This is a genomic window from Streptomyces pinistramenti (assembly GCF_020564935.1).
GTDB classification, from domain to species: domain Bacteria; phylum Actinomycetota; class Actinomycetes; order Streptomycetales; family Streptomycetaceae; genus Streptomyces; species Streptomyces pinistramenti.
In genome coordinates this window covers 159,535-180,317 of sequence record NZ_JAJCXB010000007.1, presented here as the reverse complement: position 1 = coordinate 180,317, position 20,783 = coordinate 159,535, and the positions used below count along the sequence as shown (strand labels likewise).

General features: G+C 72.1%; 21 protein-coding genes. 10 read left to right on the top strand and 11 right to left on the bottom strand.

Annotated elements, in window-relative coordinates; all coding sequences use genetic code 11:
* Positions 1–2: 2 nt before the first annotated feature.
* The gene (gene fabG, locus LIU39_RS07895; RefSeq protein ID WP_227045850.1) at positions 3–707 is read right to left on the bottom strand and encodes a 3-oxoacyl-[acyl-carrier-protein] reductase; all 705 of its coding nucleotides are present in this window, start codon (positions 705–707) and stop codon (positions 3–5) included.
* A 231-nt stretch (positions 708–938) separates the two neighbouring features.
* Between fabG and LIU39_RS07890 the strand changes: the two genes are divergently transcribed.
* On the top strand, positions 939–2,474 hold the full coding sequence (locus tag LIU39_RS07890) for a TldD/PmbA family protein (RefSeq protein WP_227045849.1): 1,536 nt from the start codon (positions 939–941) through the stop codon (positions 2,472–2,474).
* A gap of 80 nt (positions 2,475–2,554) precedes the next feature.
* Here the strand turns inward: LIU39_RS07890 and LIU39_RS34845 are convergent, their stop codons facing one another.
* From LIU39_RS34845 to LIU39_RS07880, 3 genes are all read right to left on the bottom strand, one after another.
* Entirely contained in the window at positions 2,555–2,686 is a 132-nt protein-coding gene (locus LIU39_RS34845) for a hypothetical protein (protein ID WP_264482502.1), read from the bottom strand.
* Between the two features lie 292 nt (positions 2,687–2,978).
* Positions 2,979–3,530: a hypothetical protein gene (locus LIU39_RS07885; protein WP_227045848.1), complete on the bottom strand. Its 552-nt coding sequence runs from the start codon at positions 3,528–3,530 to the stop codon at positions 2,979–2,981.
* The gene (locus tag LIU39_RS07880) at positions 3,527–3,772 is read right to left on the bottom strand and encodes a helix-turn-helix transcriptional regulator (RefSeq protein ID WP_227045847.1); all 246 of its coding nucleotides are present in this window, start codon (positions 3,770–3,772) and stop codon (positions 3,527–3,529) included. The genes LIU39_RS07885 and LIU39_RS07880 overlap by 4 nt, the downstream gene beginning before the upstream one ends.
* 302 nt (positions 3,773–4,074) lie before the next feature.
* On the opposite strand from LIU39_RS07880, the gene LIU39_RS07875 reads away from it, so the two are divergent.
* Positions 4,075–5,532: a metallopeptidase TldD-related protein gene (locus LIU39_RS07875; protein ID WP_227045846.1), complete on the top strand. Its 1,458-nt coding sequence runs from the start codon at positions 4,075–4,077 to the stop codon at positions 5,530–5,532.
* Between the two features lie 99 nt (positions 5,533–5,631).
* The gene (tyrS, locus tag LIU39_RS07870) at positions 5,632–7,032 is read left to right on the top strand and encodes a tyrosine--tRNA ligase (protein WP_227045845.1); all 1,401 of its coding nucleotides are present in this window, start codon (positions 5,632–5,634) and stop codon (positions 7,030–7,032) included.
* A 145-nt stretch (positions 7,033–7,177) separates the two neighbouring features.
* Here tyrS and LIU39_RS07865 read toward each other — a convergent pair whose 3' ends face one another.
* Positions 7,178–7,456 carry a GlsB/YeaQ/YmgE family stress response membrane protein gene (locus tag LIU39_RS07865; protein WP_227045844.1) on the bottom strand — a complete coding sequence of 93 codons (279 nt, stop codon included), beginning with the start codon at positions 7,454–7,456 and terminating at the stop codon, positions 7,178–7,180.
* A 219-nt stretch (positions 7,457–7,675) separates the two neighbouring features.
* Between LIU39_RS07865 and LIU39_RS07860 the strand changes: the two genes are divergently transcribed.
* Positions 7,676–8,050 (top strand): DUF3099 domain-containing protein, encoded by a 375-nt coding sequence (locus LIU39_RS07860; protein ID WP_227045843.1) that lies wholly within the window; start codon positions 7,676–7,678, stop codon positions 8,048–8,050.
* Between the two features lie 244 nt (positions 8,051–8,294).
* Positions 8,295–8,540 carry a hypothetical protein gene (locus tag LIU39_RS07855; RefSeq protein ID WP_227045842.1) on the top strand — a complete coding sequence of 82 codons (246 nt, stop codon included), beginning with the start codon at positions 8,295–8,297 and terminating at the stop codon, positions 8,538–8,540.
* 79 nt (positions 8,541–8,619) lie between these two features.
* On the opposite strand, the gene moaA is transcribed toward LIU39_RS07855, so the two are convergent.
* The 6 genes from moaA to LIU39_RS07825 form a co-directional block, all read right to left on the bottom strand.
* Positions 8,620–9,609 carry a GTP 3',8-cyclase MoaA gene (gene moaA, locus LIU39_RS07850; protein ID WP_227045841.1) on the bottom strand — a complete coding sequence of 330 codons (990 nt, stop codon included), beginning with the start codon at positions 9,607–9,609 and terminating at the stop codon, positions 8,620–8,622.
* Between the two features lie 170 nt (positions 9,610–9,779).
* Positions 9,780–11,417 carry a monocarboxylic acid transporter gene (locus tag LIU39_RS07845; RefSeq protein WP_227045840.1) on the bottom strand — a complete coding sequence of 546 codons (1,638 nt, stop codon included), beginning with the start codon at positions 11,415–11,417 and terminating at the stop codon, positions 9,780–9,782.
* Entirely contained in the window at positions 11,414–11,845 is a 432-nt protein-coding gene (locus LIU39_RS07840; RefSeq protein WP_227045839.1) for a DUF485 domain-containing protein, read from the bottom strand. The genes LIU39_RS07845 and LIU39_RS07840 overlap by 4 nt, the downstream gene beginning before the upstream one ends.
* A gap of 419 nt (positions 11,846–12,264) precedes the next feature.
* Positions 12,265–13,884: a TIGR03086 family metal-binding protein gene (locus LIU39_RS07835; RefSeq protein ID WP_227045838.1), complete on the bottom strand. Its 1,620-nt coding sequence runs from the start codon at positions 13,882–13,884 to the stop codon at positions 12,265–12,267.
* A gap of 59 nt (positions 13,885–13,943) precedes the next feature.
* Entirely contained in the window at positions 13,944–14,669 is a 726-nt protein-coding gene (locus LIU39_RS07830) for a lysoplasmalogenase (protein ID WP_372463824.1), read from the bottom strand.
* Positions 14,666–15,592, bottom strand: coding sequence for a sterol desaturase family protein (locus LIU39_RS07825; protein ID WP_227045837.1), 927 nt, complete (start codon positions 15,590–15,592; stop codon positions 14,666–14,668). The genes LIU39_RS07830 and LIU39_RS07825 overlap by 4 nt, the downstream gene beginning before the upstream one ends.
* 291 nt (positions 15,593–15,883) lie before the next feature.
* Here LIU39_RS07825 and LIU39_RS07820 point away from each other — a divergent pair, with 291 nt between their 5' ends.
* The 5 genes from LIU39_RS07820 to LIU39_RS07800 all read left to right on the top strand — a co-directional run bounded on the left by LIU39_RS07820 (position 15,884) and on the right by LIU39_RS07800 (position 20,755).
* The gene (locus LIU39_RS07820; RefSeq protein WP_227045836.1) at positions 15,884–16,906 is read left to right on the top strand and encodes a DEDDh family exonuclease; all 1,023 of its coding nucleotides are present in this window, start codon (positions 15,884–15,886) and stop codon (positions 16,904–16,906) included.
* Between the two features lie 62 nt (positions 16,907–16,968).
* Positions 16,969–17,202: a metallothionein gene (locus LIU39_RS07815; RefSeq protein WP_227045835.1), complete on the top strand. Its 234-nt coding sequence runs from the start codon at positions 16,969–16,971 to the stop codon at positions 17,200–17,202.
* Between the two features lie 85 nt (positions 17,203–17,287).
* Complete coding sequence (locus tag LIU39_RS07810) at positions 17,288–18,172, top strand: SURF1 family cytochrome oxidase biogenesis protein (protein WP_227045834.1); 885 nt, start codon at positions 17,288–17,290, stop codon at positions 18,170–18,172.
* A 29-nt stretch (positions 18,173–18,201) separates the two neighbouring features.
* Positions 18,202–19,995 carry a glycoside hydrolase family 15 protein gene (locus LIU39_RS07805; protein ID WP_227045833.1) on the top strand — a complete coding sequence of 598 codons (1,794 nt, stop codon included), beginning with the start codon at positions 18,202–18,204 and terminating at the stop codon, positions 19,993–19,995.
* A 4-nt stretch (positions 19,996–19,999) separates the two neighbouring features.
* Positions 20,000–20,755, top strand: coding sequence for an SDR family oxidoreductase (locus LIU39_RS07800; protein ID WP_227045832.1), 756 nt, complete (start codon positions 20,000–20,002; stop codon positions 20,753–20,755).
* Positions 20,756–20,783 lie beyond the last annotated feature (28 nt).

Sequence of the window (20,783 nt, the reverse complement as noted above, 5' to 3'; positions counted from 1 at the left end):
GATCAGTGACCCATGCCCAATCCGCCGTCGACAGGAATGACGGCTCCAGTGATGTACGCGGCCTCGTCGGAGGCCAGGAAGCGGACCGAGGCGGCGATCTCCTCGGGCTGCGCATAGCGCGCCAGCGGCACCTGCTTCACGATGCCTGCCCGCTGCTCATCGGTGAGCGCACGGGTCATGTCGGTGTCGACGAAGCCGGGGGCGACGACGTTGACGGTGATGTTACGGCTGCCCAGCTCGCGGGCGAGCGAGCGGGCGAAGCCCACCAGGCCCGCCTTGGACGCGGCGTAGTTCGCCTGGCCCGCGGAGCCCAGCAGGCCGACCACGGACGAGATCAGCACGACCCGTCCCTTGCGGGCCCGCAGCATGCCGCGGTTGGCGCGCTTGACCACCCGGAACGTGCCGGTGAGGTTGGTTTCGACGACCGAGGTGAAGTCCTCCTCGGACATCCGCATCAGCAGCTGGTCGCGGGTGACGCCGGCGTTGGCCACCAGCACCTCGACCGTGCCGTGCTTCTCCTCGATCTCCTTGTACGCCTGCTCTACCTGCTCACTGTCCGTGATGTCGCACTTCACGGCCAAAAACCCCTCAGGGGGCTCGCCCGATCGGTAGGTGATGGCGACCTTGTCGCCGGCCTCGGCGAAGGCGCGGGCAATGGCGAGACCAATGCCGCGGTTGCCTCCGGTGACCAGAACCGAGCGGCTCACGAGATCACCCTTTCCGTTTCCTGTCCGTCCTGCGTTCGGTACGAAACTATCGGTCACCGGGCCCGGAAGGGGAATCGAGGCGGACAGGGGCGCCGCGCCGTCACTGTCAGGTCCCTACAGAATCCGCGGCCCGCACCCCTTACCGCGCGGCTCCCGCGGCCGCCGCCCACGCGCCCTGGGCCCTGCGGGCCGCGCAGGGCATGATGCAGGCGCCGACTACGGGAGGAAGCCGTGCCTGCTGTACCCCACGCCCTTGACGAGACGTTCCTGGCCCTGCCGTTGCGCGCGTTGGCCGACGCCGCGCTGGCGCGGGCCCGCGCACTGGGCGCCGAACACGCCGATTTCCGGCTGGAGAAGGTGCGCAGCGCCACCTGGCGGCTGCGCGACGCCCAGCTGTCCGGGTCCTCCGACAGCACCGACCTCGGGTACGCGGTCCGGGTGGTGCACGGCGGCGCCTGGGGCTTCGCCTCCGGAGTGGGCCTGACGATGGACGCGGCGGCCCGGGTGGCGTCCCAGGCGGTGGCGATGGCGAAACTGTCCGCCAAGGTGACCGAGGCGGCCGGTTCCCGGGAGCGGGTGGAGCTGGCCGATGAGCCCGCGTACCCGGACCGCACCTGGATCTCCTCGTACGAGGTCGACCCGTTCGCGGTGCCGGACGCGGAGAAGACCGGGCTGCTGGCGGAGTGGAGCGGGCGGCTGCTGGCCGCGCCCGGTGTCGCGCACGCGGACGCCTCGGTCCTGACCGTCCGGGAGAACAAGTTCTACGCCGACTCCGCGGGCACCAGCACCACCCAGCAACGGGTCCGGCTGCACCCCGAGTTGACCGCGGTCGCGGTGGATCCGGCGACCGGCGACTTCGACGCGATGCGCACCCTCGCGCCGCCGGCCGGCCGCGGCTGGGAGTACCTGACGGACGGCCGCTACGACTGGGACGGCGAGCTGGCGGCGCTGCCGGAGCAGCTCGCCGAGAAGATGCGCGCGCCCGTCGTCGAGCCCGGCGCCTACGACCTGGTGACGGACCCCTCCAACCTGTGGCTGACGATCCACGAATCGGTCGGGCACGCCACCGAACTGGACCGGGCGCTGGGCTACGAAGCGGCGTACGCGGGCACCTCGTTCGCCACCTTCGACCAGCTGGGGACGCTGGCGTACGGCTCCGGCCTGATGAACGTGACCGGCGACCGCACCGCCGAACACGGACTCGCGACCATCGGCTACGACGACGAGGGCGTGGCCGCGCAGTCCTGGGACCTGATCCGGGACGGCATCCTGGTCGGCTACCAACTCGACCGCAGAATCGCCAGGTTGACGGGCCTTGGCCGCTCCAACGGCTGCGCGTACGCGGACTCCCCCGGCCATGTCCCGGTCCAGCGGATGGCCAACGTCTCGCTCCGGCCCGCGCCGGACGGACCGTCGACCGAGCAGCTGATCGCCGGCGTCGAGCGTGGCATCTACGTCGTCGGCGACCGGTCGTGGTCGATCGACATGCAGCGGTACAACTTCCAGTTCACCCAGCAGAGGGCCTACGCCATCCGGAACGGCCGCCTTCGCGGACAGCTCCGGGACGTCGCCTACCAGGGAACCACCACCGGCTTCTGGGGGTCACTGGAGGGCCTTGGCGGGCCCCAGACCTACGTCCTGGGAGGTGCCTTCAACTGCGGAAAGGGCCAGCCGGGGCAGATCGCTGCCGTCTCCCACGGGTGCCCGTCCGCACTGTTCCAGAACGTGAACATCTTGAACACGTCGGCGGAGTCCGGCCGTTCCTGATCCGGTACCCCGTAGCCGGTCAAAGACGGGGCGAGTTGGCCCCGGCCCGGCACGCGGCACGTCCTGGGTGGCGTCGAGGGTCAGTTGCGCGGCCTGGCTGCGGACCTGGCCCGGCCGGCAGCAGCGACGGCAAGAACGACCGAGGCGCCGATGAGCGCGGCCCGTACCGCGGTCTGCTGGTAAAGGACCACGCTTCCCACGGCTGCTGTCACGGCAGCCAGCGCCAAGAGCAATACGAGTGCCCTGGAACGCTCCTGACTCATCATCTGCCGGCTCATGTGATTCCCCGTTCCACATCGACATTGGTTCTGCCACCTCAGCCTATCCCGGAGAAAGGCACCCATCACGACCGCAAGTGATCCCCGGACATGGCCTGGTGGGGGCGGTGTCCGCACAGTCCGCGCCGTAGCCATCCGCTTCGGCAAGAGGGCGTGCCTCCTCCACGGCGCGGTGGACGTCGCCGCTGTTCGCCTCCGGCTTTGCCCGTGACCCGCCGGACCGTGCTCAGAGCGCTTCCGGCCCCTGCTCCGACTCCTCCGTCGGTTCGTCCCGGACGGCCAGGCCGGCCACCCACATCGGCATCAGCCAGTGCATGACGAACACCGCGATCAGGACGGGGACCAGCAGGTTTTCGGTCCGTACCTGACCGAACCGGACGCACGCGGCGACACCGACGACCGCGCCCGCCAGCAGGTACGTGGTCAGGCGGTGGGACCGCGCCCGCACCCGGTCCCGCTCCGCCAGCTGACGTTCGTCCAGGACGTGCGTCCGCAGTTCGAGAAGGCCACGGGTGGCTCCGTTGATCACGCCGGTGGCCAGGCACCAGGGGATGATCAGGGCGAGCAGGGCGAAGGCGGGCCACCGCTGGTCGGCGGCGTACATGCCGATGCCCGCAGCCACAGATGCCGCGGTAAGGGCCACATGGGCCGCTACGGCCGCGCGGCGGCGGGCCGCCGTCGCGTACAGCGCGGCCCCTTCACGGTTGTTCATGAGGGCGAACATGCGCTCGTCGTAGCGGGTGCGCCGGTCTCGCTGCGTCGTACCTGCGGTGGTCACTGTTTCCTCCCGTAAACCTCATCCGTGAGCGGGCGGAACGGCCGGAGGGAGAAGAGTGCCTCCACCGGCAGTTCGAAGAACTCGGCGATGCGCAGGGCGAGATCGAGGCTCGGGTTGTACTGCCCGCGCTCGATGTAGCCAATGGTCTGGTAGTGGGCGCCCACCGCCTCGGCCAGCGCCTGCCGCGACACCTTGCGTTCCGCGCGCACCATCGCCAGCCTGTTGTGCACCTGCTCACTCATGTATAAGAAGTACTACACCAGGGGGCAGGATCACAACAGGCGGAGCGCGTTCCGATCGCTGGAGACTGTTGAGTGACTCGCGCGCTCGACCTGCCGGACGGTGGCCGGTCACCACGTGCAGGCGCCGGCCAGGTCGCGCTTCGTCGCACGCCTCCACCGGCACCGCACCGCTCGATAGGCTCTCCTCCCAGGTCGACACCGGCCTGCATGGATGCCCGTCGGACGGGTGCGCCTTCCGCTCCCCCGGTGAACTCCCTGTTCACGCGGCAAAACGTCCTCAACACCTCACAGGAGGCCGGTCGATGCGTTCCCGTTCGATGAATTCGCGCAGCGGCGCACCGCACGAGATCGTCGAGCGGGCCCTGGACCTGTCACGGGCCGACGGCTGCGTGGTCATCGCCGATGAGCATTCCAGCGCCAACCTGCGCTGGGCGGGGAATGCGCTGACCACCAACGGCGTCACCCGCGGCCGTACGGTCACGGTCGTCGCGACGGTGAACGGCGGGCGGGGCACCGCCTCCGGCGTCGTGACCCGGTCGGCGGTGACCGCGGACGATCTGGAGCCGCTGGTGCGCGCGGCGGAGGCGGCGGCGCGGGAGGCGGGGCCCGCCGAGGACGCGCAGCCGCTGGTCGGCGGCGGGGCCGCGGACGCCGGGTTCACCGCGGCGCCCGCCACCACCTCGCCCGAGGTGTTCGCCGCCTTCGCGCCGGCGCTCGGCGAGGCGTTCCGGCAGGCCGGGTCCGGCGGGCGCGCACTGTACGGCTTCGCCCAGCACGGCGTCGTCTCCTCGTATCTGGGCACGTCGGCCGGGCTGCGGCTGCGGCACGACCAGCCGACCGGGACGCTGGAGGTGAACGCGAAAGCGGCCGGTTCCGGCGCGGGCGCGGCCCGTTCGGCGTGGGCGGGCCGGGCCACCTGCGACTTCACCGATGTCGACCCGGTGGCGCTGGACGCCGAGCTGGCGGGGCGGCTGGCCTGGGCCGAGCGGCGGGTGGAGCTGCCGGCCGGGCGGTACGAGACGCTGCTGCCGCCGACCGCCGTCGCCGATCTGCTGATCTGCCAGATGTGGTCCTCGGCGGCCCGGGATGCCGCCGAGGGCCGGACGGTCTTCTCCCGGCCCGAAGACGCCGCGGCGGGCTCGCGTCCCGGGGCGGGTACCCGGGTGGGCGAACGGCTGTCCGCGCTGCCGCTGACCCTGCGCAGCGATCCGCTTGCCGCCGGGCTCGAATGCGCCCCGTTCGTGCTGGCACACGCCTCGGGCGACGACGCCTCCGTCTTCGACAACGGGCTGCCGCTTGCGGCCACCGACTGGGTGCGCGACGGCGTGCTCCGCCAGCTGCCGACCACCCGGCACAGCGCCGCGCTGACCGGGCTCCCGGTGGCGCCCGGTATCGACAACCTCCTTCTGGAGGGCGGGGGTTCGCGCTCCCTGGACGAGATGGTGGCGGCGAGCGGCCACGACGGTCCCACGCTGCTGCTGACCTGCCTGTGGTACATCCGCGAGGTGGATCCGGCGACGCTGCTGCTGACCGGGCTGACCCGGGACGGCGTCTACCTGGTGGACAAGGGCGAGGTCGTCGGCGAGGTCAACAACTTCCGCTTCAACGAGTCACCGGTGGATCTGCTGGGGCGCGTGGAGGAGGCGGGCCGGACCGAGCGCACTCTGCCGCGGGAGTGGAGCGACGACTTCACGCGGGCCGCGATGCCGGCGCTGCGCATTCCGGACTTCCACATGAGTTCGGTCAGCCGCGGCGTGTGAGCGGGCTGCCCCGGCCGGGGAGGCGAGGGCGGTGCGCGGACACCGAATAGACTGTCCCCTTGTCCTCCCCTCCGGGAACCACAACCGATCAGGAACGCCATGACACGCCTCGGCGAATCCGTCGCCCGCGCCACGACCCTGCTCTCCGCCGACCTCTCCTCGGACGCGACCGTCCAGGAGCTGCTCCAGGAGACGGGCGCCCGGCGCTATCTCGACCTGACGGACCTGCCCGCCAAGGAGCAGGCCGCGCTGATCGCGGCCCGTGCGGTCGAGGTCCTGCCCGGTGTGGACAAGCTGGCCGAGCGGATCGAGGAGCGTCGCGCGGCGGGCCGGGGTCTGCACATCAAGCTGGGCATCGACCCGACCGCGACCGATGTGCACCTCGGGCATGCCGTGCCGCTGATCATCCTCAGCCGGTTCCAGCGGCTCGGCCACGCCGTCACGCTGATCATCGGTGACTTCACGGCCAAGATCGGCGACCCGTCGGGCCGTACCGCCGAGCGTCCGCCGCTGACCGACGACGACATCGCGAAGAACCTCGCCACCTACCGCGAACAGGTGCGCCCGTTCTTCGACTTCGAGAACGTCAGCTTCCGGCAGAACAGCGAGTGGCTGGCGCCGTACACCTTCCCCGAGCTGCTGTCGCTGCTCTCGCAGGTGCCGGCCTCCCAGCTGCTGCAGCGTGAGGACTTCCGCAACCGTCTCGCGGCCGGCTCCGGGCTGACCATGACCGAGCTGCTGTACCCGATCGCGCAGGGCCTGGACTCGGTGGCGCTGGAGTGCGACGTGGAGCTGGGCGGCTCGGACCAGCTGCTCAACCTCCAGATGGGCCGCAAGCTGATGGAGCTGCGCGGGCAGCAGCCGCAGCTGGTCGTCACCATGCCGCTGATCGAGGGCACGGACGGCACCGGCGCCAAGATGTCCAAGTCGAAGGGCAATTACGTCGGGCTCGGTGCGCCGGCCGACGACGTCTTCGGCAAGATCATGTCGGTCCCCGACCGGCTGATGGAGCCGTACCTCAAGGCATGGACGGAGTGGACGGACGAGGAGATTGCGCTCGTCCTGGGCCGGGTCACCGCGCGGTCGCTGCACCCGATGGATCTCAAGAAGATCCTGGCGGGCGAGGTCGTGACGGCGCTGTACGGCCTGGAGGCGGCGATGGCCGCGCGGGCCGGGTTCGTCGCCCAGTTCTCCAAGAAGTCGTTCACGGACGTCGAGTCGCTGCCGGTCGTCGACGTCGCCGCGCACGGCACGGAGACGGTGGCAGCGGTGCTCACCAAGGTCCTGGAGTTCACGCCGAGCGCATCGGCGGCCCGGCGGCTGGCGAAGCAGAACGCGCTGCGGCTGGTCGTCGAGGGCGCCGAAGGACAGCAGACGGTGGTGCTCGCCGAGGCCGACGCGGTACGGCCGCTGGCCGAGGTGCTCGCCGAGCGGGTGGCGGGCGACGGCACCGCCTACCTCAAGGCCGGGCGCAAGCTCGCCCGGCTCGACGGCCGCTGACCGTCCGGCAGCGGTACGGCAGGCACCCCGCAGACATCCCACGGGCAGACGGGCGGCCGGTGCGCGTTCTTCGCGCACCGGCCGTTTCCGTACGCCGGCGGGGTGTGCGTACCGTGCCGGCGTGCCGGTCCGTGGCGGACGTGTCCTACACGGATTTCCTGCGGTTGCCGCGCAGGGCGGTCCAGAGCCGGTCCCCCACCGCGACGATGATGACCGCGCCGATCAGCTGGCACAGGTGGCGGATCCAGTCGATGCCCCTGGTGTCGTTCACCCCGATCCCGGTGGCCACCCAGTTGCCCAGGACGCTGCCGAGCATTCCGAAGATCACGGTCAGCCAGAGCGGGATCTGCTGCTTGCCCGGGATGATGGCCTTGGCGATCAGGCCCAGGATCAGGCCCACGATGATGGCCCACAACCAATTCATGTCGCCTCCTCCGGCGCGAACGGAGCACGGACCGTGCCCCGCCAGTGTCACGCCGCTTCCCGTACGCCGCACGCCGGAGCCCGGCGTACGCCGTGCGTCGGGCACCGTCCGGGCACCCGATGGCACGCCCCGGTCTCGTACCGGGCGCACCCGCGGCGTACCGTGGGAGCGTCCGGAAGCGGGGAGAATCCGGCATGAGCGACCAGGTGGTGGAACGTGATGCGGAAGCAGAGCAGCGCTGAGACCTTCCGGATCACGGGGGCCCGGCAGGGGCTGTCCGACGATGTGCGGGGACGGCAGCGGCGCTATGTGATCTCGATGGTGGTACGGACGGTGGCCGTGGTGCTCACCATCGTGCTCTGGAACGTCGAGCGGCCCATCGCTATCGCGACGCTGGTACTGGGCTTCGGGCTGCCGTACGTGGCGGTCGTCATCGCCAACGCGGGCCGGGAGAACGTCCCTTCGCTCCCTTCGACGTTCGTCGCGGCGCCGGCCCGTCCGGCGCTGGCGCCCGGCGGCGGTGACCGGCCCGCGGAGCCGGTAGCGGAACCCGGACAGGCGGACGCGACGGACCGGCAGGCCGGCCACGGCTGAGCTTCGGGCAGTGCGGAAGCTCAAGGGAGCCTCAGATCAACTCCGAGCAATCCTGCGGATCCAGTGCACCCGCCCCACCCTCGCGTGACATACTGCGTCTGCGCTCCGCATCCCCCGTCGGAGCGATGGACCGACGCCGGGCGGCTCCCCCCGTGGCTGCCCGGCGTCGCCCTGTTCGGCTTGTGCCGCAGGGCAGTTGGCGGGACCGTCGGCGCCGCGCGGTACGGGACGTAGGGTTGAGGCTGTGAACTCCCCTGATCTTCCCGGCTCCACCGAGAGCGCCGTCATCTGCTCGGCCAAGGGCTGCCGCGCCGCCGCGGTGTGGGTGCTGGCCTGGAACAACCCGAAGCTGCACACTCCCGACCGCCGCAAGACCTGGCTGGCCTGCGAGGAGCACCGGGAGCATCTGTCGCAGTTCCTGGACGTGCGCGGCTTCCTCAAGGACGTGGTGACGCTGGAGGATTGGGAGTCCTCGGCCTCCGGGAGCTGAACCGTCGGCGGGCGGCCCGGCCTGCGGTGGCCGTCGGCTCCGTGCGGGCCGGGCGCAGGCCGCGCGCGGGGGGCCGGGCTCAGCCGCCGATCGCCGACATGGGCCGCTCGGGCTGGAGGAAGGACGGGTCGTCGAGCCCGGATCCGGCCTTCTTGCCCCACATCGCGAGCTTCCATATGCGGGCGATCTCGGCATCCGGCGCGTCCGAGCGCAGGGCCGAGCGCAGATCGGTCTCCTCGGTGGCGAACAGGCAGGTCCGCACCTGTCCGTCAGCGGTCAGCCGGGTGCGGTCGCAGGCCCGGCAGAACGGTCGGGTGACCGAGGCGATGACGCCGACGCGGTGCGGTCCGCCGTCCACGATCCAGCGTTCGGCGGGCGCCGCGCCGCGCTTCTCCTCGCCCTCGGGGGTCAGCGTGAAGCGGGTGCGGAGGGAGGCGAGGATGTCGCCCGCGGTGATCATGCCGTCGCGCTTCCAGCCGTGCTGGGCGTCGAGCGGCATCTGCTCGATGAAGCGGAGTTCGTAGGAGTTCTCCACGGCCCAGGCGAGCAGGTCGGGGGCCTCGTCGTCGTTGAGCCCGCGCATCAGGACGGTGTTGACCTTGACCGGGGTCAGTCCGGCGGCGTGGGCGGCGGCCAGGCCGCGCAGTACGTCGCCGTGCCGCTTGCGGCGGGTCATGGTCTGGAAGACGTCCGGGCGGAGGGTGTCGAGCGAGACGTTGACGCGGTCCAGGCCGGCTTCGCGCAGGGCGGCGGCGGTGCGTTCCAGCCCTATGCCGTTGGTGGTCAGCGACATCTGAGGGCGGGGGGTCAGGGCGGCGACGCGTTCGACGATGCCGGTCAGGCCGGGGCGGAGCAGGGGCTCGCCGCCGGTGAAGCGGACCTCGTCGATGCCCAGCTCGGTGACGGCGATGCGGATGAGCCGGACGATTTCGTCGTCGGTGAGCAGGTCGGGCTTGGCGAGCCACTGCAGGCCCTCTTCCGGCATGCAGTACGTGCACCGCAGGTTGCAGCGGTCGGTGAGCGATACGCGCAGGTCGGTGGCCACCCGACCGTAGGTGTCGATGAGCACTGGACCCCCTCCCCGATTCGGATCATTACTCTTCGAGCCTACGCGATGGGGGTGACAGTGAGCAGGCGTGAGAAGCACGAGGTGAGCGGGGTGGCGTCGTATATCTCTACGATGCCGCCCCGCCCGGGGTCCGTGCGGATGTGCGATGCGCCCCGGGGCCGTACGTCGGCTCAGTGCGCCCCGGTGCCGGTCAGTGAACGGACCTCCAGTTCGGCGTACTTCTTCACGTCGGGCTCCTCCTTGGAGAGCCGGGATCCCAGCCAGCCGAGGAGGAAGCCCAGCGGGATGGAGATCAGACCCGGGTTCTCCAGCGGGAAGAAGTGGAAGTCCACGCCGGGGAACATCGAGGTCCCGGCACCGGAGACGACCGGTGAGAAGAGCACGAGGACGACGGATGAGGCCAGGCCGCCGTAGATGGACCACAGGGCGCCCTGGGTGGTGAAGCGCTTCCAGAACAGGCTGTAGAGCAGCGTCGGGAGGTTGGCGGACGCGGCGACGGCGAAGGCGAGCGCGACCAGGCCCGCGACGTTCAGGCCGCGGGCGAAGACGCCGAGGACGATGGCGACGGCGCCGATGCCGACGGTCGCCCAGCGGGCCGCGCCGACCTCTTCCTTCTCGGTGGCCCTGCCCTTGCGGATGACGTTCACGTAGAGGTCGTGCGCGAAGGACGAGGACGAGGCGAGGGTGAGCCCGGCGACCACCGCGAGGATGGTGGCGAAGGCGACCGCGGAGATGACGGCGAGCAGGATCGCACCGCCGGTGGAGTCGGGGCCGCCGCCGATCTGCTGGGCGAGCAGCGGCGCGGCGGTGTTGCCCGCCTTGTTGGACGCGGTGATCGCGCCGGGCTTGATGAGGGCGGCGGCGCCGAAGCCCAGCGCGATGGTCATCAGGTAGAAGACGCCGATGATGCCGATCGCCCAGTTCACGGACTTCCGGGCGGCCTTGGCCGTGGGCACGGTGTAGAAGCGGATGAGGATGTGCGGCAGTCCTGCGGTGCCGAGTACCAGGGCGATGCCCAGGGAGATGAAGTCGATCTTCGAGGTGGCGCTCACACCGTACTTGAGGCCGGGCTCCAGGAAGGCGGCGCCCTTGCCGCTGTTCTCGGCGGCGGCGCCGAGCAGCGAGGAGATGTTGAAGTGGAACTTCAGCAGCACCAGGAACGTGATCAGCAGGGTGCCGGCGATCAGCAGCACCGCCTTGACCATCTGGACCCAGGTGGTGCCCTTCATGCCGCCGATGGAGACGTACAGGATCATCACGATGCCGACGAGGACGACGACGAGGATCTTGCCGGTCTCGCTGGTGATGCCGAGGAGCAGGGTGACCAGGGCGCCGGCGCCGGCCATCTGCGCGAGCAGGTAGAAGATCGAGACGACGATGGTGGAGGCGCCGGCCGCGGTGCGCACCGGGCGCTGGCGCATCCGGTAGGCGAGGACGTCGCCCATGGTGTAGCGGCCCGAGTTGCGCAGCGGTTCGGCGACCAGGAGCAGGGCGACGAGCCAGGCGACGAGGAAGCCGATGGAGTAGAGGAAGCCGTCGTAGCCGGAGAGCGCGATGGCGCCCGCGATACCCAGGAAGGACGCGGCGGACATGTAGTCGCCCGAGATGGCCAGGCCGTTCTGGAAGCCGCTGAACTGGCGGCCGCCGGCGTAGAAGTCCTCGGCGCTCCTGGTCTGGCGGCCGGCCCAGACGGTGATGCCGAGCGTGGCGGCGACGAAGACGGCGAAGAGGCTGACGATCAGGGTGCGGTGCTCGCCCGCGCCGCCCGCGGCGAGCTGGAGGGCGAGCGGCTGCTGCGTGAGGTTCATGCGTCGCCCTCCAGGCGGGTCTTGATGGCCTCGGCCCTGGGGTCGAGCCGGGCCGCCGCGTGGCGGGAGTACCACCAGGCGATGAGGAAGGTGGTGAGGAACTGGGCGAGGCCGAGGACGAGGGCGACGTTGACGTGGCCGAGGATCTTGAGTGCCATGAAGCCGCCCGCGTAGCTGGACAGCAGGACGTAGGCGAGGTACCAGGCGATGAAGGCGACCGTGAGCGGGAAGGCGAACGAGCGGTGTGCGTGGCGCAGTTCGGCGAACTCGCCGCTCGCCTGCACCTCGGTGAAGGGGTACGGAACGCCGCCGGGGCCCGCTTCGGTGGGGGGCGGCCGGACGGTGTCTGCAGATGCCGGGCCGGTTTCCGGGGTGCCGCCGGACGGCGGCTGGTGCGGCCCGGGGCCGGAGGGCGGTGCGCTGCTCACGGATTCTCCTGACACGGGGTGACCGCCGGCGGGACGACGGCGGAGGACAGGCAAGTGACGTGGATCACGCATCGTAGAGGTGCGGCCACTGCTTTCAACAGGGGTTGATGGTTGAATTCCGCAGCCAATGGGTCGGTCGGCCGCCACCGCCCGGCGTGCGGTTCGTTGTGCCGGATGTGAATCCGCCGCCGCATCCGCCCCTCCCCCAGCCGTCCCGTCCCGGGCGGCGCCCGTTCGGCAGCGTGCGGCTGCCGGTCCCGCTCGCCGTCGATCCGCCGGCACCCCGGCGGCAGGGCGCGGGACCAGGCCGCTGGTACGGCCCCCGCATCCCGCTGCCCCCGTTGAGCATCGGCGCGCTGCGGAGAGGGTGCTGAGCCACCGTCAAGTCAGCACTGCTGTCGGGGTGTTGAGCTTTCCCGTCAGAGACGTGCGGCCGGTGGGTGCGACATGTCGCGGCCCAGGTACGCGGCGAGGCGGTCGGCGGCGGTCGCGCCGGGCGGGGCGGGGCGCTCCGGGGCGAAGGAGCCGCCTTCGGTGCGCGGCGCGGCGCCGTAGATCCGCCGTGCGGCGGCCAGCGTCTCCTCGGCGACCTCCGGCGCCAGCCCGGTCGGCGCGCCGATGGCCCGCGCCAGATCCCAGCCGTGCGCGAGGAGTTCGACGACGACCTGCTGGACGAGCATCGCGCCCGGTGCCGCGTACGGCCCGAAGGTGCGGTGCAGCATGCCGCTGCCGGTGAACGCGGCGAGCGCGGCCCGCGTGCTCTCCTCGAAGGCGGTGGCGTGGTCGTCGCCGAGGTGGTCGGCGGCGTGGTCGGTGCGCGGGGTGCCGTCGGCGACCGAGGCGGCCATGAGGTTCTCCCACACCAGGTGGCCGAGCAGTTCGCGCACCCGCCAGCCGCCGCACGGGGTCGGCAGCTCCAGGTCGGCGGGCCGTACGGCGGCGGCCAGGGTGGCGACCTCGCGGGCGACCGTCTCGTAGGCGTACAGCACCCGGTCCGGGTCGCACTCCGCGAAGGCGGTGCGGTCGATCCCCACCGGGGTGCGGTGGGCGCGCAGGGCGGCGGCGGTCCAGGTGCCCGCGCGGTCCCAACGGGGCGGCGCGGGGCGGCCGGTGAGCGCGCAGAGCAGTTCCCAGTAGCGCGCGACGGACGGTTCCGCGGCGGCCTCCAGCTGTTCCCGCAGCCGGTCGCGGGCGGCGGCGCCGTCCCCGTCCGGCGGGTCGGCGGTGGCCGCCTGGGTGGGGAGCCAGGCGGCGACGAGTTCGGCGACGTAGGGGGCCGCGGCCGGCGAGTCCGGGGCGACGCCGGCGGCCAGCGCCGCCTCGCCGCGCTCGCGCATCAGCTCCGCGACGCGCAGCGAGGCGGCCTCTCCCGTCTCCTGTCCGGCGTCCGGCTGCCCGGCCCCGGGTGTGTGCTGTGCGCTGTATTCGGCCAACCGCCGCAGTGCGGACCGCAGTTCCGGCTCGCGGACCAGTGCGGCCAGTTCGATCCAGGCGCCGATCTGTTCCGGCGTCGGGTCGTCGGGCAGGTCAGGGGTGGCGGCCAGCAGGCCGCTGCGGTAGGCGGGGGCGTCCACTCCGTCCAGGGCGTCGTCGATGAAGTCCGCGATGATGCGGCGGCGTTCCCCGGCCGAGAGGCGGGCGATTGCGGTCATGTCCGGCAGCTCCTCTGCTGCGCTGCCCCGCGCGGCCACCGAGCGCAGTACGGCGCATTGCAGCCGCAGGGTGCGGATCTGCGCATCCAGGGCGTCCGCCCAGCGTGCCGCCGTCTCGGCGACGGTGCTCTCGCGGTGCAGGACGGACCGGATCGCCGCCGTCCCCAGGCCCAGTTCGCGCAGCGTGCGCACGATTTCCAGGCGGGCGGGGGCGTCGGGGCCGTACAGCCGGTAGCCCGCGGGGGTGCGGGCGGCGGGCGGCAGCAGGTCCAGGTCCGACCAGTTCCGGATGGTCTTGACCGGGATTCCGGTCAGATGAGCCAAGGCGCCGATCGTGACCAGGCCCGTGCCGTCCTCGTACATGCCCTCCACTTTCGGGTCTCCCACGGGGGGAGACTCAAGCACGCGGGGGCCGGGCTGCGGGCAGCGGGGCGGCGGGCGGGCGGTCAGACCGCTTCGCGGCAGGCCGGCGCGGTGTCGTACGGGGGTGGCGCGGGGCCCGCGGCGGCGGCCCGCAGCACCCCGCCGGCCAGCGCGAACTGGGCGGCGGCATAGCTGAGCATGACCCAGAACTGCGGCTCGGGAAGCTGCGGCCAGTCGGCGATGCCGGTGGCGATGAGGGTGTCGGAGAGCAGGAAGAGCAGTCCGCCGGCCGCGGCGAGGGGACCGGCACGGAGGGCACCGAAGGCCATCGCGGTGAGCAGCAGGCTGTATCCGGCCACCGGGACGCGCATCGCGGCGGGCAGGCCGGGCCACAGCAGCGTCACGGTGGCGGCCCAGGCGACGAGGTAGACGGCGGCCGCCGCGCCGGTACGGCTCCGCCGCAGCGCCGTGCCGTGGCGTGCGGACAGCGCGAGGTAGCAGAGGTGTCCGGCGGCGAACGCGCCCATGCCCAGCAGGAAGAGGGTGTCGCCGCCCGCCTGGAGGAGGGTGTCGCCCGCGCAGCCGCACACCAGCGCGGCGGCCAGCAGCGGCGGGCCGCCGCGGCTGAGTGCGTAGCCGGCCAGGACCGGCATCAGCGCGGGTTTGGTGAGGTGGACGACGAGGTCGGCGGGGCCGTGGCCCGGTCCGGCGGCGCGCAGGAGCAGCGCGGTGAGGTGGACGGCGGCCAGCACCGCGAAGACGGCGAGCAGCAGCCGGGCGGCGCGGGGCCGCGGACGCAGCGGGCTCACGCGGTGCGCTCGCCCGCGGTGGCCGCCGTCGCGGGAGCGGCTTCGGCGGCCCGGCCGGACGGCGAAGGCGCAGCGGACGTCCGGGAGTTGGTGTCGGCCGGCTGCCAGCCGGGGCCGCGGAACACCCGCCCGGCGCGCTCGCTCCAGCTGCCTGCCGCCCGGATGTCGCGGGCGATGGCGGCGTACTCGTGGGTGGCGACGCGCAGCGGGTTGAAGGTGTCGATGTTCTTGGTGAGGCCGTAGACCGGCCGCTCGGTCTCGGGGACGAACGAGCCGAACATCCGGTCCCAGACGATCAGGATCCCGCCGAAGTTGCGGTCCAGGTAGCCGCCCTGCGAGGCGTGGTGGACGCGGTGGTGGGAGGGGGTGTTGAGGACGAACTCGAAGGGCCTGGGCAGTTTGCCGACCCGCTCGGTGTGCACCCAGAACTGGTAGACGAGGTTCGCGCCGGAGCAGAAGGCGATGGCCGCCGGATGCACGCCGAGCGCGACCAACGGCACGTAGAACGGCCAGACGGTCCAGGTCGTCCAGGGCTGCCGCAGCGCGGTGGTGAGGTTGAACTTCTTGCTGGAGTGGTGCACGACGTGGCAGGCCCACAGGATGCGGATGACGTGGTGGCCGCGGTGCGACCAGTAGTAGAAGAAGTCCTGCGCGAGCAGCATCAGCAGCAGCGTCCACCACAGCACCGGCACGCGCAGCGGGGTGAGTTCGTAGACCGCGGCGTAGATCGCGACGATCGGGATCTTCCACAGCGCGTCGAAGACCAGGCTGCCGAGTCCCATGCCGACACTGGTGGCCGCGTCCTTGGCCTCGTAGCCCGCCGCGTCCTCGTCGGGGTGCAGGCGGTAGCTCACCATCTCGATGACGGTGAGCAGGACGAAAGCGGGAACGGACCACAGCACGACATCGGGAAGGTGCGGCATGCCCCGCACCATAAGGGCGGCGGACGGGGCGCCGCTAGAGGTGGTTACCGATAAGTATGTAAGACGCGCCGTCAGCTGCCGACACCCCTGTACCACCGGTAACCACTGGTCGGAAACTTGCCCCTTTTATTCACTTACGCCCGCCTCGCTCTCGTCACCGTCCGGCCCGCCGGATCCGCCTGACCGGCCGTGAGCGGATGCCGGGCGGCCGGCGCGGGGATGCCGCCCGCGCGGGGGCCGGGCCGACGGCGGTTCGGTGACTGTCGGTCCCGGCCCGTATCCTCAGTGACCATGCTCGAAGACCACATGGCAGCAGCCGACCCGATCACGCCGAGGATCGGGCAGCAGCCGGGACCGCCGACCCCGCCGGCCCCCTGGCCGGACGCGTATCCGGAGGGCTACGCGGTGGTCGACGTCGAGACCACAGGACTGGCCCGCGACGACCGGATCATCTCCGCCGCCGTGTACCAACTCGACGCGCAGGGCGAGTTCCAGGACCACTGGTACACCCTGGTCAACCCGCAGCGCGATCCGGGCCCGGTGTGGATCCACGGCCTCACCAGCGAGGTGCTGTCCGGCGCCCCGCTCTTCCCGGAGATCGTCCCCGAGCTGTCCCGCCGCCTGGCGGACCGCGTACTGGTCGCGCACAACGCCATGTTCGACTGGTCGATGATCGCGCGGGAGTACGCGCGCGCCCGCGCGGTGGCCCCGGTGGACCGCCGGCTGTGCACGATCGCGCTCTCCAAGGAACTGCGCCTCCCGCTGCCCAACCACAAGCTGGAGTCCCTCGCCGCCCACTACGGCGTGGTGCAGGAGCGCGCCCACCACGCCCTGGACGACGCCCGGGTGCTGGCCGAGGCGTTCCGGCCCAGCCTGCGCCGGGCCGCGCGGGAGAATCTGCGCCTGCCGCTGCTGACCTGCCAGCCGCTCACCGAATGGTCCGACACCCCGGCGCCCCGGCAGCACACGGACTCGGCGTCGTACCGCCCCGGCACCTGGCGGCCGTCCCGCAAGCGCCCCGCCTGCCCGTACCCCAATCCGGGGCGCTACGAAGCGGGCGGCCGGCTGGTGCAGGGCATGCGGGTCGCCTTCTCCGGGGACACCTCCGTCGACCGCGAACTACTGGAGGACCGCGCCGTCGAGGCCGGGCTGCACGTCGCGACGAGCCTGTCCCGGCTCACCAGCCTGCTGGTGACCAACGACCCCGACGCGCAGACGTCCAAGACCGCCAAGGCCCGCTCGTTCGGCACGGTCGTGATCGACGAGGCCGCCTTCATGCAGCTGCTCCAGGACGTGGCGCCTGCGTCCGGGTGAAGCGCGGCCAACACACCCGCCGACGCCTCGTCCCGTGGCCGGCCCGCGCCACCCTGTGGCGCATGGCACGTTGCGAGGTCTGCGGAAACGAATACGGAATGACGTTCGAGGTGCACGCGCAGGGCGCGGTGCACGTCTTCGACTGCTTCTCCTGCGCCATCCACCGCATGGCGCCCATCTGTGAGCACTGCCGGTGCCAGGTCATCGGCCAGGGCGTCGAGGCCGAGGGCCACTGGTACTGCGGCGCCCACTGCGCCCGCTCCGAGGGGAGGATGGGCATCGTCGACAGAGTCTGACCCCTGGCGCGCCCCGGCGCACCGTGACGGCCCCCGGCAGGACCCCCTGCTCGGGGGTCGTCACGCTCCAGGTACCGTCAAAGCCGTGTACCGCTTCCTGTTGTCCCGGCAGTGGGTGATCCTCACCCTCGTGGGCCTCGTCCTGATCCCGGTAATGATCAAGCTGGGCTTCTGGCAGCTCCATCGTCATGAGCACAAGGTCGCGCAGAACCAGCTCATCGCGGACAACCTGCACGCGAAGCCGGTCCCGGTCACCGACCTGGCGGCTCCCGGCAGGACGCTGCCGCACGACGACATGTGGCGCCGGGTCACCGCCACCGGCACGTACGACGCCGCGCACGAGGTCGTGGTCCGCCAGCGCACCGGCTCCGACGAGTCGAGCATCGGCTACTACGTCCTCACCCCCCTGAACCTCGCCCACGGGCGGACCGTGCTGGTCAACCGCGGCTGGATCCCGGCGGGCAACGACCTCACCAAGTTCCCCGACGTCCCGGCCGCCCCCAAGGACACGGTCAGCGTGACCGGCCGGATGATGGCCGACGAGACCACCGCGGGCAGCGGGATCAAGAACACCCAGGGCCTGCCGGCCCGCCAGGTGATGCTCATCAACAGCGGGCAGCAGGCGCAGAGGCTGCACCGCCCGGTGCTCGGCGGCTACATCGAGCAGACCGCGCCGCGCTCGGCGGGCGGCACGCCGGAACAGGTCCCCGAGCCGGACCACGACAGCATCGGCCCGCACATGGCGTACGCGGTCCAGTGGTGGCTGTTCGCCGCGGCGGTGCCGGTCGGCTGGGTCATCCTGGTACGCCGCGAACGCCGGGACCAGGCGGCGGAGGCCGCCGAGAAGGCCGGCGCGGCGGCAGGGCCACCGGGAGAGACCGACGGGACCGGGGATGTGCCGGCGGCGGCGGACGCCGAGGCCGCGGCACCGGCCGACGCGGTAGCCCGGACAGCCCCCACCCCCGAATAGCTCCCCCGCCCCGCGGGAAGGGGCGCTGGATGCCCCCACGTATCGAGGACTACGCGCTCATCGGCGATCTGCAGACCGCCGCCCTCGTCGGCCGCGACGGCTCCATCGACTGGCTGTGCGTGCCGCGCTTCGACTCCGGCGCCTGCTTCGCCGCCCTCGTCGGCGGCAAGGACAACGGCCACTGGCGGCTGGCGCCCGCCGGGGCCGACGCCTGCGCCACCCGCTCCTACCGCGGCGACTCGCTCGTCCTGGACACCGTCTGGGACACCCCGACGGGCAGCGTCAAGGTCACCGACTTCATGCCGCAGCGTGACCGCGCCCCCGACGTCATCCGCATCGTCGAGGGCCTGCGCGGCCGCGTCGACATGCGCGGCGTCCTGCGGCTGCGGTTCGACTACGGCCGGGTGGTGCCCTGGGTGCGGCACACCGAAGGCTGCCGGGTCGCGGTCGCCGGGCCGGACTCGGTCTGGCTGCGCAACGACCCCCAAGTCACCACCTACGGAAAGGACTTCAGCACCCGCTCGGAGTTCACCGTCGCCCAGGGGGAGCAGGTCGCCTTCATCCTGACCTGGCACCCCTCGCACGAGCCCAGGCCGCTGCTCATCGATCCGTACGACGCGCTGGACTGCACCCTGGACGACTGGCATACCTGGTCGGCGCGCTGCCGCTACACCGGGCCGCACCGCGAGGCCGTGATCCGCTCGCTGATCACCCTCAAGGCGCTGACCTACGGCCCCACCGGCGGCATCGTCGCCGCGCCCACCACGTCCCTGCCCGAGGAGGTGGGCGGCGTCCGCAACTGGGACTACCGCTACTGCTGGCTGCGGGACGCCACCCTGACCCTCAACTCGCTGCTCGCCGCCGGCTACCTGGAGGAGGCGTCGGCCTGGCGCGACTGGCTGCTGCGCGCGGTGGCCGGCGCCCCCGACGACCTCCAGATCATGTACGGGCTGGCCGGCGAACGGCGGCTGCCGGAATCCCAGTTGCCCTGGCTGTCCGGATTCGCCGGCTCCACTCCGGTACGCATCGGCAACGCCGCCGTCGACCAGCGCCAGCTCGACGTCTACGGCGAGGTGCTGGACTCCTTCCACAGCGCCCGCACCGCCGGCCTGCCGTCGGAGCCGCATGCCTGGAACATCCAGCGGTCCCTGGTGGACTACCTCGAATCCACCTGGCGCGACCCCGACGAAGGACTGTGGGAGATCCGCGGCCCGCGCCGGCACTTCGTCCACTCCAAGGTCATGGCCTGGGTCGCCGCCGACCGCGCGGTACGCACCGTCGAGGCACACCCCTCCGCCCGGGGCGACGCGACGCGCTGGCGGGCGATGCGCGACGCCATCCACCGCGAGGTCTGCGACAAGGGCTACGACGCCGCACGCGGCACCTTCACCCAGTCCTACGGCTCCACCGAGCTGGACGCGGCAACCCTGCTCATCCCCCGCCTCGGCTTCCTGCCGGGCAGCGACCCGCGCGTCATCGGCACCGTCGACACGATCCGCAACGAGCTGACGCACGACGGCCTGGTACGCCGCTACGCCACCGACGGCAGCTCCGTCGACGGCCTGCCCGGCGGCGAAGGCACCTTCCTGGCCTGCTCGTTCTGGCTCGCCGAAGCCCTCCATCTGACCGGCAGGCCCGACGAGGCCCACGCCCTGTTCGCGCGGCTGCTCGCGCTCCGCAACGACGTCGGACTGCTCGCCGAGGAGTACGACCCGGGAGCCGGCCGGCAACTGGGCAACTTTCCGCAGGCGTTCAGCCACGTCGGCCTGATCGGGACCGCCTTCACCCTGCTCGACGGCGCGGGGGCGGACGCGAGACCCTAGAGCCATGGATCTTGGACTCACCGACCGGACATACCTCGTCACCGGAGCCACCCGCGGCCTCGGCTTCGCCACCGCCCGCGAACTGGTCGCCGACGGCGCCCACGTCGTCCTCACCGGACGCACCGAGGAGAGCGCGGCGGCGGCCGCGGCAGAGCTGGGCGAGCACGCCCTGGGCGTCGCGGCCGACAACGCCGACCCGCAGTCCGCGGCCCGCCTGGTCGCCGCCGCCCGCGAGCGGTTCGGGCGCCTCGACGGCGTCCTCATCAGCGTCGGCGGCCCGCCGCCCGGATCGGCGGCCGACACCACCGACGCACAGTGGCAGGCCGCCTTCGACGCGGTCTTCCTCGGCGCGGTCCGGCTGGCCCGCACCGTGGCGGCGGAGCTGGGCGAAGACGGCGTCATCGGCTTCGTGCTGTCCGGTTCGGTGCACGAGCCGATCGACGGCCTGACCGTCTCCAACGGCCTGCGCCCCGGCCTGGCCGGCTTCGCCAAGTCGCTCGCCAACGAGCTGGGCCCGCGCGGCATCCGGGTCGTCGGCGTGCTGCCCGGCCGGATCGCCACCGACCGGATGACCCAGCTCGACGCGCACTCCGGCGACCCCGAGGGCTCCCGCGCCCGCAACTCCGCGGCGATCCCGCTGGGCCGCTACGGCGAGCCCGCCGAATTCGGCAGGACCGCGGCGTTCCTGCTCTCGCCCGCCGCTTCCTACCTCACCGGCGTGATGGTGCCGGTGGACGGCGGGGCACGGCACGGATTCTGACGGCCGGGCGGCGCACGTACCGGCGTGC